9 protein-coding genes are annotated in these 13,077 nt (G+C 48.4%); 5 read left to right on the top strand and 4 right to left on the bottom strand.

All coding sequences use genetic code 11. From position 1 onward, the window contains the following. Positions 1–49: 49 nt before the first annotated feature. Positions 50–2,641, bottom strand: a complete 2,592-nt coding sequence (locus ACYZZ0_RS15970; protein ID WP_461537641.1) for an ExeM/NucH family extracellular endonuclease — start codon at positions 2,639–2,641, stop codon at positions 50–52. A gap of 130 nt (positions 2,642–2,771) precedes the next feature. On the opposite strand from ACYZZ0_RS15970, the gene rrtA reads away from it, so the two are divergent. The 4 genes from rrtA (at position 2,772) to ACYZZ0_RS15950 (ending at position 8,491) form a co-directional block, all read left to right on the top strand. Continuing rightward, entirely contained in the window at positions 2,772–3,320 is a 549-nt protein-coding gene (gene rrtA, locus ACYZZ0_RS15965) for a rhombosortase (RefSeq protein WP_461537640.1), read from the top strand. Positions 3,321–3,502: 182 nt separating this feature from the next. After that, positions 3,503–5,647 (top strand): bifunctional 2',3'-cyclic-nucleotide 2'-phosphodiesterase/3'-nucleotidase, encoded by a 2,145-nt coding sequence (locus ACYZZ0_RS15960; RefSeq protein ID WP_461537639.1) that lies wholly within the window; start codon positions 3,503–3,505, stop codon positions 5,645–5,647. Positions 5,648–6,030: 383 nt separating this feature from the next. Beyond that, complete coding sequence (locus ACYZZ0_RS15955) at positions 6,031–8,124, top strand: S8 family serine peptidase (protein WP_461537638.1); 2,094 nt, start codon at positions 6,031–6,033, stop codon at positions 8,122–8,124. Between the two features lie 52 nt (positions 8,125–8,176). Next, positions 8,177–8,491, top strand: coding sequence for a hypothetical protein (locus ACYZZ0_RS15950; RefSeq protein ID WP_461537637.1), 315 nt, complete (start codon positions 8,177–8,179; stop codon positions 8,489–8,491). Between the two features lie 124 nt (positions 8,492–8,615). On the opposite strand, the gene ACYZZ0_RS15945 is transcribed toward ACYZZ0_RS15950, so the two are convergent. The 3 genes from ACYZZ0_RS15945 to ACYZZ0_RS15935 all read right to left on the bottom strand — a co-directional run bounded on the left by ACYZZ0_RS15945 (position 8,616) and on the right by ACYZZ0_RS15935 (position 11,436). Then, positions 8,616–9,329, bottom strand: coding sequence for a hypothetical protein (locus tag ACYZZ0_RS15945; RefSeq protein WP_461537636.1), 714 nt, complete (start codon positions 9,327–9,329; stop codon positions 8,616–8,618). Between the two features lie 125 nt (positions 9,330–9,454). After that, entirely contained in the window at positions 9,455–10,186 is a 732-nt protein-coding gene (locus ACYZZ0_RS15940) for a D-glutamate cyclase family protein (protein WP_461537635.1), read from the bottom strand. A gap of 47 nt (positions 10,187–10,233) precedes the next feature. Beyond that, positions 10,234–11,436 carry an Nramp family divalent metal transporter gene (locus ACYZZ0_RS15935; RefSeq protein ID WP_461537634.1) on the bottom strand — a complete coding sequence of 401 codons (1,203 nt, stop codon included), beginning with the start codon at positions 11,434–11,436 and terminating at the stop codon, positions 10,234–10,236. A gap of 364 nt (positions 11,437–11,800) precedes the next feature. On the opposite strand from ACYZZ0_RS15935, the gene trpB reads away from it, so the two are divergent. Continuing rightward, entirely contained in the window at positions 11,801–13,018 is a 1,218-nt protein-coding gene (gene trpB / locus ACYZZ0_RS15930) for a tryptophan synthase subunit beta (RefSeq protein ID WP_461537633.1), read from the top strand. The last annotated feature ends 59 nt before the right edge of the window (positions 13,019–13,077 follow it).

The following is a 13,077-nucleotide window of genomic DNA, read 5'->3' as shown; positions in this document are numbered from 1 at the left end:
GAGTGGCTGTCAATAGGGGTTTACCAAATGTAAGGCATCTGGCTGTTAATTAACGCTTTTTACGACGCAGACCCAGCAGGGACATCAGACCCAGAGCCAGCATCGGGAAGCCGAAGCTGCCGCCATCGCTGCCACCGCTGGACGGAGGGGTCGGTGTCGGAGGTGTCGGCTCGGAGCTCAGATCAACATCAATGAGTACCGGATCGTGGTCGGAAGAACGGAATGGAGAGTTGGCATCTACCAGCTTGGCGAACCATTCACGAGAGCCGTCTTCAGTTGTTTTCAGGTCAACAGTCTTGCCATCTCGGCTGCGGTAAAACTCGTCATTGTAATCCTGACCGCGCAGTTCCATAGCGTTGATGGACCAGTCATACACCTTCTTGACTTTACCTGCCAGAGAGGGGCTGCCGATTGCATGGTCCAGAGCTCCGGTCTCACCGCCATACACGTATGAAGTCGGGTTGGTACCGGCCAGGTTGGTGTAACCCAAATGGTAGTCTGTTGCTACAGCGCTGTAGACGTTGCTGTCATCGCGTACAGACTTTTCGATAGCACGGTTGCTGTCGTCTTGAGTCAGAACCAGAACCGGATCTTCCTTGGCGTAAGCATTCAGGTCACCGATGATCAGGACATCATCGTTAGCATGTTCCTGCTGCAGGAACTTGCCCAGTGTTTCAGCTGCAGCTACACGCTGACGGTTACAGTTGCCCTGACCAAACTTGTCTTCAGGGTCTGCCAGACTGTTACAGTTTGAACCCTTGGACTTGAAGTGGTTGATAACAACAGTAATTTCCTTGTTATCACTCTTCTGTTTGAAGGTCTGGATCATCGGCGGACGATGCTTGGCAGTTGTTTCATCGAACGGGTATTCAGTCAGAATAACCGGATTGCCAACTGGCTCTACAGCAGCCTTGTTGTAGATGATGGAAACCTTGATCACGTCACTACCGATGAACTTCTCAGTAGTCTGAACGAAGGCGTAATCCTTGCCGGTAGCCTTTTCAGAAGAAGCATTCAGTTCGGTTACCAGGTTATGGATAGCACTGGTGTCATCCCAACCGTCGTTTTCCATTTCCAGAATACCAACAACGTCTGCTTCCATGCGTGCCAGAGCGGTCACGATCTTGGAGCTTTGACGCTTGAATTCTGCTTCAGTGTTGGCACCACGAGAGTTGCCCTTGTCGGACTTGGCCCAGTCAATGGTACCGTCTTCATTGCGGAAACCATTAAAGTAGTTCAGTACGTTGAAGCTACCTACACGCAGCAAACCTGAAGCAGGAGAAGCCGGGTTTTCAACGCGCGGATGGGCGCTGCTGTCGACAGTAATGTTGCCAGCAGGAATCAGGCGGTAGCTACCGAAGCCCTGACTGATAATGCCTTCCATTCCGGAATCAATGCGGTCACCAACACGTACCGGGTGCTGGGAATCCAGATCTGGCAGGTAAGAAATCTTCGCCAGATACTGACGGGAATCGCCGTCATCAATGATCAGCTTGTTCTTGTCGTTACGGGCCTGCTCGTCGATAGCGGCCTGGCTGCCAGCCGGGTTTTTGTTGGTCGGCTTGTGCAGGTTGCTACCACTGGATACAACGAGGTCGGCGTAGCGGTTCAGGTTGTACATTTCGGTGACAAAGAATGCTTCGTCATTCTTGCCGTCGCCGTTGCCATCTCCACTCATCGGGTTCAGTACAACGTTCATGCTTTCGAGGGCTTCGAAATTGCCATCGGCCGGCATGTTTACAGTGGTTTGCGGTACAGTTTGACCAGTTGCACACTGTTTGTATCTGCCATCTTTAACGTCAGTCAGCTGGGTTACGTCGTAACGTTCTTCAACTTTACCCTGAACGGTGACACGGTCACCTACAGCAGGCTTATTCTTGGCATCGTATACACGGACAGCAACAGATGTGCCTTCTGCATCACCTGAACCACGTACCTGCTCGATGTAGTACTGATTGTACAGAGTGCGGGTAACAACACCTTCAACCTGTACGTAGTTGCCTTTTTCCGGAGATTCAGCACTGTTGCCCTGAACGGCAGAAATACGCAGGGTGGATGCGCCACAGTCAACAAAGTCGGGAATTTGTGGGCCAGTGCCCTGTTCGCCTGGCTTGAAGCCAAAACCAAGTACATCAGTCTTGTCCTTGGTTTCCCACTGAGTAGCATCATATTCTGTTGCCGGTGTCAGGCCGTCAGTCTTACGGGACAGAACTTTGTCTTTACCAAAGTCGACATCACCGAAAACACCCAGGGTATCCACAACACTGTTGTCGCTTACAAGCTGAATTTGCAGCGGGTCATCACCACTAAAGTTGGCAACACTGTTGGTAGTGTCAGGTGTTACACCTTCAATGTCTTTATTAACAGCAACAACGTAAGTTTTGCCTGCTTCCAGTTCACCAGTGAGAGTCAGAACAGTTTCTTTTGTCTTGTCGCCATTGGTGAACTTGACCACTTTGTAGTCAGCCAGGTTAATTTTGGTGGATCCACTGTTGTAAAGCTCGAAAGCTTTGTTATCGGTGCCTGAACCTTCAACGTATTCGCTGAAAATCAGCCCCGCACTGGCAGCAGATGAGGCAGCCATTACGGCTGTGGCCAGCGCGCTCAGCGCCAGTTTGTGTGTGGTTTTCTTATTCAGCACAAAAAACTCCGGAATTGTGCGGCATAGCAAAATATCAACTCCACCGAGAGGGGTCGGGATATAAATACCAATGGAGCGATGTAAACTGGCGGGTGATACTACGTGTTAGAAAATGTAAGGAAATTGCTTTGTGTCAGTAAGCTGGGAACACTTTCTGTTAACTCGCACCTTCATTGATGAAGGTCAATTTTTTACGGTCTTTTCCGGACACTTTGTGCATCTGAGCCCGATACATTTAGGGCTGAATATGCTTGGTACAGCTTTTGTTGGTCTGATTAATCACCGTTTTTTATTCAGCCGCTGCAGTGTTCTGGCGGTTTTGTTTTTATGCCTGTGGGTCAGTGCCGGTATTTTAATATTGAACCCGGAGATCTCCCGGTATGGTGGTTTTTCCGGCGTGCTGCATGGCCTTTTTGTACTGGCTTTTTTGCTACAACCTGCATACAGCAAGGGCTGGAAGATGCTTCTGACTTTGGCAGTTATCGCCAAGGTTTTTTCTGAACAAACCGGTTTATATGATGTTTCTTCTCTTGCTGGCAGTATTGGTGGCAGGGTGGCAATTGATGCCCATATGTATGGTTTGGCAGGGGGCTTGTTGTTGTACTGGCCAATGAAATTAGCTCTCTTTGGCAGGGTAATTGTCTGTAAAGATTTTGTCAGCTCGGAGCTTTCTAAGTAACAACATACTGACACATCTCATAAAAAAGCGACAAAGATTACGTATAATGCCCTTCATAAAACGAACGTTTCTGTGCTTGAAATAACTTTTTCGATCATAGGGGGAAGGTGTTTTCTGACTTCGGAAGCTTTCGTTTTTGTTTGATATTTGTCCTGTGTCTTCTGCCCCTCCAAGGTCCTGTTTTGAAGAAAACCCTGATTGCTGTACTGGTTGGCTCTGCTGTAGCCCTGATGTCCGGCTGCGACTCTGACGATAACGATAGTCCTGCTCCTGCTAAAGTTACTGCCCAGTTACGGGTAATGGAAACATCTGATATTCATGCCAATGTCATGGATTTTGACTACTACAAAGGCCGTGAAGATATCACCATTGGCCTTGCCCGCACCGCAGCTGTTGTTGCGACAGCCCGTGATGAAGTAAAAAATGCCGTATTGGTGGATAACGGTGACCTGATTCAGGGTAGTCCGATGGGTGACTTTGTTGCTGCTGAATTCAAAAAGGGTAACGAATTCAGTGTTCATCCGGCACATAAAGCCATGAATACCATGGACTACGTGGTAGGTAACATTGGTAACCACGAATTCAACTATGGTCTGGATTTTCTGAAGAAAGCCATTGATGGCGCTGATTTCCCCTACATTAATGCTAACGTTATCTGTGGCAAGGGCTGGGATTGCTGGGGCAAGAAGGAAGGCGACAACCTGTTTACGCCTTACCAGATTGTAGAAAAAACCATCAAAGACGACGCAGGCATAGATCGCACTATTAAAGTGGGTTACATCGGTTTTGTTCCGCCGCAGATTCTGATGTGGGATAAGCAGAATCTGACTAATGATGATGGCTCAACCAAAGTCACTGTGCTGGGCATTCAGGAAGCAGCGAAAAAGTTTGTACCTGAAATGAAGCAAAAAGGTGCTGACCTGATCATCGCTATTCCGCACTCAGGTGTTGGTACTGCTGAGAACCCGTCCGATGTGACCAGTGAAAACGCGACCTATGCGCTGACTCTGGTTGATGGCATTGATGCCATTATGTTCGGCCACAGCCACTCTGTATTCCCGGGTAAAACCTTCTCCGGCGACAAATATGCAAATCTGAAAATGGATTTGGAGAAAGGCACCATCAATGGTGTACCTGCAGTTATGCCAGGTCGCTGGGGTGACAATATGGGACAGGTGGACTTCCAGCTGGAGCTGGTTAACAACAGCTGGAAGATCGTTTCCGGTACTGCCAAAGCCCGCTCTATCTATGAAAAGAATGAACAGGGTCAAAAGGTTGCAACTGCTGATGTAACCGGAAAGCAGCAGGTTGTCGACGCAATTCATGGCATCGTTGAAGCTGACCACACGGGCACATTGGCTTATGTGGACGCGCCGATCGGCAAGTCCGATTACGACATGTATAGCTTCCTGTCTCTGGTTCAGGACGATCCAACCGTACAGATCGTAGCTGATGCCCAGATTGCCTATGCCAAGAAGAACCTGGATAAAAAGTATGCCGCACTGCCAGTACTGTCTGCTGCTGCACCGTTTAAATCCGGTGGTCGCCACAGCACTCTGGCGGATGCTGATTCCTACGTTCAGGTCGCCAAGGGTAATCTGAGTTACAAGAACGCAGCTGACCTTTACCTGTACCCGAACACTGTCGTTGCCCTGAAAGTGAACGGAGCTCAGGTCAAGGACTGGCTGGAATGTTCTGCCAACCAGTTTAACCAGATCGATCCGGCCAGCACCGCTGCGCAGACCCTGATTAACTGGGATGGTCACCGGACTTATAACTTCGATGTTATTGACGGTGAAAAGGTTAATGATCAGCCCAGTCTGACCTACCAGATTGATGTAACCCAGCCGAGCAAGTTCGATGGTAGCTGTAAGGTTGCTAATGCCGGCGCCAGCCGTATCGTTGACCTGACCTGGACCAAGCCGGACGGCACCAAGGTGCAGGGCGATGAACTGGCTGCACAGGAGTTTATTGTTGTCTCCAACAACTACCGTGCGTTTGGTGGCAAGTTTGCCGGTACCGGTGCAGAGTTTGTAGTGCAGGAATTCCCGGATATGAACCGTGATGCGGTAGCGGCCTACATTACTGAAGAGAGTCAGCCGAATAGCGGTGGCTCCTATGACAGCAGCGTTGACCCGCGTGCGGATAACAACTGGAAGTTTAAGGTGATTGAAACCAGTACAGCACTGGATGTCCTCTTTGAAACCCAGAACAGTGATCTGGCCAGCCAGTTTGTAGAAACCTACAAGGCTCGTCCGATGACTAAAGTGGGTAAAGATGAGCTGGGCTTTGCCCGCTATCAGATTGATCTGAAAGCGGGTAGCTGATCAGGCAATAACCAGTGATTAAAAAAAGGCGTCTTCGGACGCCTTTTTTAATGGAATGTTCTGGCTCGGTATCATTTCAAATGCGTTTTTGATTTATTTTTTAAAAGTGAATTTTTATTCGAAATAAGCCTCCAGGTTGAATTGTATTTTTTATTTTTAGTTCTCGTGGTTTTTTTTCAAAAAATCGTATTTTGGGAGGATTTAATTAAAAAATTTTTTTGCCGAATGGTGAACGTTATATTTGTTAATGCTTTGCCAAATGCTTTACAAGCAGATTAATCATCTATATCTAGTTTAATCTGGCTTCTTTTCCACTTTTACCCAAGTGTTCAAATTTAGCCTTTAAGTGAATTTAAATAACAAAATAATAAGATACGATGATTATGAAAAAAGCTGCCCTTACCATGGGGCTTGCACTCCTCAGTCCATTAACCATGGCAATGAATGATGCAGGACTCTCAGAGACCGGAACCAACAGGTTGATTGTGAAGTATGCATCGAATATTAGTAACGACAGTTTAATGTCGAATCAATCGCTGGAATCAGCAATCGGAGCCAGAGTTCTGAATGTCCGGGCAATGGCGAACGGCTCAAAGGTGCTTGATCTTGGTTTGCGCAAGTCCAATGAAGAAATGCGCCAAATCGCCAATGAAATCCAGAACCAGCCGGGCGTGCTTTATGCCGAGCCTGATTACATTATGAAGCCGCAGGCGGCACCTAATGATACCCAGTACAGTAATCAGTGGCATTATTTCGAAACCGCGGGTGGTATTAATCTGCCGGCAGCATGGGATATCACCACAGGTTCATCAGATATAACTGTTGCGGTGATTGATACCGGTGTTGTGAACCATAGTGATCTGGCAGAAAACCTGCTGCCGGGTTATGACTTCATCTCCGATGTTGATGTATCCCAGGACGGCAATGGCCGGGATAGCGATGCCCGTGATGCCGGTGACTTCACTCCGGCCGGTGCCTGCGGTACCAATCCTGAAACAGGCCAGCCAGAACCTCCGCGTGATAAGAGCAGCAGCTGGCATGGTACCCATGTTGCCGGAACCATTGCTGCCGTAAGTAACAATGGTCAGGGTGTGGCTGGTGTCAGCTGGACATCCCGTATTCTGCCGGTTCGAGTGCTGGGGCGCTGCGGTGGTTATACCTCTGATATTACCGATGGCATGCTTTGGGCTGCCGGTCTTTCTGTACCGGGTGTTCCCAGTAACCCGAATCCGGCCAAAGTGCTGAACCTCAGTCTGGGTGGCGGGTCTCCATGTTCCCAGACCTATCAGAACACCATTAACCGGGTTCGTGCCGCGGGAGCCACCATTGTTGTGGCTGCTGGTAACTCAAATGACAATGCAGACAAGTTCTCACCTGCCAGTTGTGATGGTGTTATTACCGTAGCAGCCAACAAGCGTGATGGCGGGCGATCTTACTACTCCAACTATGGTGGTTCTGTTGACTTGGCTGCACCGGGTGGTGAAACCATTGTCCAGACCGATGGTATTCTTTCTACGCTGAACAGCGGAAAGAAGCAGCCGGAAGGCGATTCTTACGCTTACTATCAGGGAACCAGTATGGCGGCCCCGCATGTCGCAGGTGCGGCATCTCTGATGTACGCAGTCAATGGTGACCTGACCCCGGATCAGGTTGAGAGCATGCTGAAGTCTACTGCCCGCTCGTTCCCGTCTGTGAGTCAGCGTCAGTGCACAACAGCACTGTGCGGTACCGGTATTATGGATGCCGCTGCAGCGGTTACTGCTGCACGCGATGGTGATGGTGGCACTCAGCCGAATGATTCCGTTCTGACCAAAGGTGAAGCGAAAACCGGTTTGAGTGGTAGCAAGGGCGAGTCCCTGACATTTACCTTTGACGTGCCAGCAGGTGCGACCAATCTGTCATTCGTAATGAGTGGTGGCAGTGGTGATGCTGATCTTTATGTACGACACGGTTCAGCACCTACGACATCGTCCTATGACTGCAGATCGTGGGCTTCCGGTAACAACGAAACCTGTAACAGTTTCTCGTCTCCGAAGTCGGGAACATGGCATGTGACCGTCAGAGGTTACACCAGTTTTAATGGCGCCAGTTTGATTGCGGATTATGAGGAAGGTTCTTCCGGGCCATCTGAAGTTAAAGAGTTTACCAACAACCAGAGTGTTGCCATTCCTGACAACAGAAGCTCCGGTGTAACCAGTACCATCGATAGCACCTATACAGGGCAAGCTGGAAACATTACGCTGGGTGTCAATATTACTCACACCTTCCGCGGAGATGTCAAAATTGTGCTGATTGCACCCAATGGCACTGAGTATTCGGTGAAAAACACCAGTAATGATTCGGCGAATAATATTGTCGGAAGTTATCAGGTAAATGCGCAGGGTGTTTCTGCCAACGGGACATGGAAACTGAAAGTGAGTGATCATGCCTGGAGAGATACTGGCACACTGAATAGCTGGAGCTTGAGCTTCAACTGATCAATTGCAAACTGAGGCTGGTGACCGCAAGGTTACCAGCTCGGAGCATACTATGAATAAAAATATATTGGCTCTGCTGCTTGTTTTTTGTATTCCGTTTTTTCTTGGAATGAAGGAGACTGAAACGAGCGCTCCACTGAAACGCTGGGTTGTTGTGTTCAATGAAAAGGTGGTTGATTGTCGTCAGGAAAATCTGAATAGAATTGTTTTGGAATACTTTAAATCAGTTCAACTATCAATCATCCGGCCATATCAGAATTGTGGCTTGATCATCGAAATTCCGGGTCCAGAATCAGTCTTGGAAGACTTGCCTGAGGAGTTTCTTTTCATGGAACCTGATCAGAAAAATAACATTTTAATCCGATAAGCTACTGGTAGCTTTATATTCAAGATAAGCTTGGATGAGCTGGTTGAAGGAATTGATCAACCAGCCATAGCGGAATAAAGGTTTACCAGGAAAATAGTCTTCTTACTGGATCTGCTTATATTTTTTATTTGCTAACGATAAAACCTGATCTTGACATCTCTTTAGTTAGAAAAACAGGCTTGTCACTCTTACTCTCCCAGGTCAGTTCATAGCTATGCTTTTCAGCTCCAAACTCGAATGTGCATGTAATTTTTTTTTGAAAAGCTGGCGCCACTTTGACTCGAAGGTCGCACTTATTTCCTGGGAAAGACCAACCGAAGCTCATTGTATCTACAAGGTAGAATAGTGCGTTTGTGCCTGTTAATGGGGATGTATCACCATATTTTACAGGTTTTTTGCTTTCTAACTCCTGATTGAACAGCATTCGGCATATCAACAAAATAGCTGAGATCTCGTCTTTTCCGCGCTCATCACCGACATCTGAATGAAAGCAGAAAGTTGAAGGCCTCAACTGAGGCGAAGGCACTAAAACTGAGATTTTTCCTTTTCCTTCGCTTTTCTGGTCTCCACTTACAGTCCAGCCAACCTCGAAGTCTGAAGGCTCTACAGGCGTTGCGGTATCTTGTGAGGAAGTTGCTTTCTGTTTGATTACAGGTTTTGTACCTAAGGCTAAGTGACGTTCTGTACCTGTGTTTGTATTTTTGAAAGTCAGTTTTTTTTCCCAAGGCAGGTTTTCCAACGGAACAGCAGCATCTGCTGATGTAATGGTTAGTATTACTGCAAAGCTGATCAGAAAAAGTCGGAGTGCTTGTATCCCGGACAGTGTGAAAAATTTCATACGAACTAGGTTCCTGATGAAATCTGGAATTGGCAGCATAGCCAGAGACTTTCAGTTTCGCATGATACTTTTTCAGGGATCCGATAAAAGAACTGATAGCAAAAACAAGAGGTCTTACGTGACCATCAAGCAGCAGCGGGTAGATCACAAATAAACATATGCCCGGGCTGGTGAGTAATAGCCCAGTCGATGGATTTGTTAAGAAGTGCATGGCGTATAGCCATCTGGGCGGTTACACCACAAGCCCAGTAAACAGGGGTCTCACTCTTCCTTATTGATACCGGCTCACCAAAATCCGGCCTGTCCAGACTTTCGATACCCAACTGATCAGGAGAGCCAATAGCAACAGGTTCACCATGAGCGTAAGGATAGCGTCGGGTCAGATTAATAACCTGCTGCAATACCTGGTGTGGAACAGGGCGCATAGAGACCGTCAGCGGACCGCTGAAAATACCGGCAGGCTGCGTTTTGCGATTGGTAACAAACATTGGAACGTTGGTCTTTTGCTCGATATGGCGTGGGATAATGCCGAACCGGATAAGAGCATGGTCAAAAGTAAAACTGCAACCTGTCAGAAATGTGCAGCAGCTAACGTTCCAATGTTCGCAGATATCTACCAAAGCCTTCACGGTCAACTTGCCATTGTGATGCTTAAGTAACAGATAACGGGGTAAATCAGTTCTGATATCTGCTGCCTGTGCCAGCTGGTGGGGGTTAAAATCACCGTTCGACAGTGCAGCAAGTAGCGGGCAGGCTTGTGCATTTCGACGACAGAAGAGAGCAAAGTCAGTTGCTGCAGAAGAGGGAATTACAGTCAGGTTTGCCTGCTGGTAACCGGGGCAGAGTTCTGATGTCACTCCGCTATAAAGTCCCTTTCGTATTTTTAACCGACACTGCTGCGGTTTCAGAGACCAAATAGTTTCAGGCATTGATTGAGGCTCAGAAAGAGAGTGACTGTCAGGGCAGCGATTGCCAGAATATTGGCCGGTAGACGATTTTCCAGCCCGTTCATTGCCTGTTTATTATTGAGAGCGATAATCAGGAAAAATGTCATCAGGGGAATTAACAGGCAGTTGCTGGCCTGAACAAAAATAATAAGACTAACTGGCTTATAGTCCGTTAGAGATATGATCAGCCCCACCAGATTAACCAGTGCCAATACGGTATAAAAACCGGGGCTACGAATATGACTCTGCCAGCCAAGTACTCCACATATTGCAAATGCTGCTGCGACCGGAGCAAGCAGAGCACTGCTGAGTCCTGCGGCAATCATCCCCGCGGCAAACAACAGTCGACCATGATCCCCCAATAATGGGTATAACATACCGGATAGATAGCTGAATTCGTTTTCAGTATTTTTTCCTGCCAGAGTAAAGGCCGCGGTACTCAGGATACACAGTGTAATAAAGCCTCCGATGGCAATAGAAATAACAGCATCGAGCCGGAGCTGTGCCAGTTTATGTTTTAAGGAAAGGCCCGTTTTTTTTAACGGTGCACAGGCACTGGCATGGAGGAAAAGATTGTAGGGTACAACTGTCGTTCCGAGCAGGGCTGTAATATAGAAAGGTTGTAAACCAGCTTCTTTGACCCCCGAAAGTGCAGATAGTTGGTTGCCCGCTCCGGGAATGACTGTCATCAGAGTTATAAAAAAAATGGCAGCCATTAACAGTACCGTTGCCATCAGAATATCTTCAAGTACTGCAAGACTTCCCAAAAGCGGGAGTGCAAACACAAGGACGGCCAGAATAATAAGTCCTGTGCGTGGCGAAAAATTAAAGAGCAGGCTAAGCCCTGACATGGCACCGGTGAGATTCCCTGCCTGATAAAGGCTGTTGCTGACTCCCAGGGTAATAATGATGCTAGTGGCCACTGCATATTTTAATGGGCGGTTGTGACAGTGCTGACAAAGTGATTCGGATAAACCTGATCCGGTTGCGAGCCCCAGTCTGGCGGCCATTTCCTGCAGAATAAACGCTATCAGGGTTGCGAGAATAACGGCCCAGGCCAAAGAAAGTCCGGTTTCGGCTCCGGCCATGGAAGCTGTGGTTAATGTTCCGGGGCCTATGAATGCTGCGGTTACCAGAAAGCCAGGAGAGGATCTGCTCATGGAATATTATTCAAATCCTGTTAACAGCCACTTCAGTAGTAACAGCCTAATTCGGACAGTCGTAAACATCATAGCAACAGGCTTTGATGTCAGGGCTGAATAAGCTTTATATGCTTAGATAAATGTTCAGGGAATAGCAGCGCAGGAATCAGGCTGGTTACGATTTGGGAGCTAGCAGCAATGCACGATACGGAGATATTAAGGGGCTGGCTGTCAGTCTCTCTGACAGGGACTGCTCCATAAAATAGTGTATGAGCTGTATGGCCGACAGCCCTGACAGAAGAAAGCAATTCCTGCTCTTTTGTACTGTCGTCTCGCATGGCATGATCACCGCACAGCAGAACAAAGCAGTGCGGAATGACTTATGACAAATAATAACAATGGCTTAACCGAATTTGCGCCAATGCCCAATACTGAGGGCTATTTTGGGGAATACGGCGGTAGTCTGGTGCCGGAACAGTTGCATCAAGTGATGCAGGATATTGATAAAGCCTATCGGGAAATTCGAGAAACCCCCGAGTTTAAGAAAGAGTTGCAGCAACTGCATAGTTATTATGTGGGTCGTCCCAGCCCGCTGTATTACGCACGACGCCTGTCTGAGCACTGTGGTGGTGCAAAAATTTATCTGAAACGGGAAGATCTGAATCATACCGGTGCTCACAAAATCAATCACAGTCTGGGTGAAGCGCTGCTGGCCAAGCATATGGGTAAGACCCGGGTTATTGCTGAAACCGGTGCCGGCCAGCATGGTGTTGCTATGGCAACCGCCTGTTCACTGGTGGGTATTGATTGTGAAATCCATATGGGTGAAATCGATATTGCCAAGGAAGCGCCCAACGTCGTCAAGATGAAAATCCTGGGAGCCAAAGTCGTACCGGTGACCCGTGGCACCAAAACCCTGAAAGACGCTGTCGACAGTGCTTTCGAAGAGTATATAAAGGATACCGAGAACACTCTCTATGCCATCGGTTCTGTCGTTGGTCCGCACCCGTTTCCGATGATGGTGCGTGATTTCCAGCAGGTTATCGGTGAGGAAGCCCGAGACCAGATCCAGGAGCTTGAAGGACGACTGCCGGATGCGCTGGTTGCCTGTGTTGGCGGTGGCAGTAATGCCATGGGACTTTTCACAGCCTTCCTGAATGATCAGGATGTAAATATCTACGGGGTTGAGCCTGCTGGTAAGGGACTGGATACGCCTGACCATGCCGCCACGCTGACGCTGGGCAAGCCGGGTGCCGTTCATGGCTTCAAATGTTATGTCCTGCAGGATGAACAGGGTGAGCCGCTGCCGGTTCACTCTATTGCTTCCGGCCTGGATTATCCGGGGGTTGGCCCGCAACACTCCTATCTCAAGGATGTGGGCCGGGTGGAATACATCAGCGCCACTGACGATGAGTGTCTGGATGCCTTTATGACCCTGTCCCGCAAGGAAGGCATTATTCCTGCATTGGAGAGCTCACATGCCATTGCTGCCGGCATGAAACTGGCTGCTGAGATGGCGTCAGACAAGGTTATCGTGGTCAACCTGAGTGGTCGTGGTGACAAGGATGCCGACTATGTTGCCCAGCGTCTGGGTCTTTAAATAGTCAGTTCCCAAGCCTCTGCTTTGTCATCTATTTGCCGTACTGTGTTGATGGACGG

Origin of the sequence: Spongorhabdus nitratireducens, assembly GCA_947387575.1 — a bacterium.
In the GTDB taxonomy this organism is placed as follows: Bacteria; Pseudomonadota; Gammaproteobacteria; order Pseudomonadales; family Endozoicomonadaceae; genus CANDOC01.
This window is presented reverse-complemented; position numbering and strand designations above follow the sequence as displayed.

Excerpts from the sequence above, each read along its gene's own strand:
- ACYZZ0_RS15945 (WP_461537636.1), bottom strand. The coding sequence starts at position 9,329 with ATGAAATTTTTCACACTGTCCGGGATACAAGCACTCCGACTTTTTCTG.
- ACYZZ0_RS15935 (WP_461537634.1), bottom strand. The coding sequence starts at position 11,436 with ATGAGCAGATCCTCTCCTGGCTTTCTGGTAACCGCAGCATTCATAGGC.
- ACYZZ0_RS15950 (WP_461537637.1), top strand. The coding sequence starts at position 8,177 with ATGAATAAAAATATATTGGCTCTGCTGCTTGTTTTTTGTATTCCGTTT.
- ACYZZ0_RS15955 (WP_461537638.1), top strand. The coding sequence starts at position 6,031 with ATGAAAAAAGCTGCCCTTACCATGGGGCTTGCACTCCTCAGTCCATTA.
- trpB (WP_461537633.1), top strand. The coding sequence starts at position 11,801 with ATGACAAATAATAACAATGGCTTAACCGAATTTGCGCCAATGCCCAAT.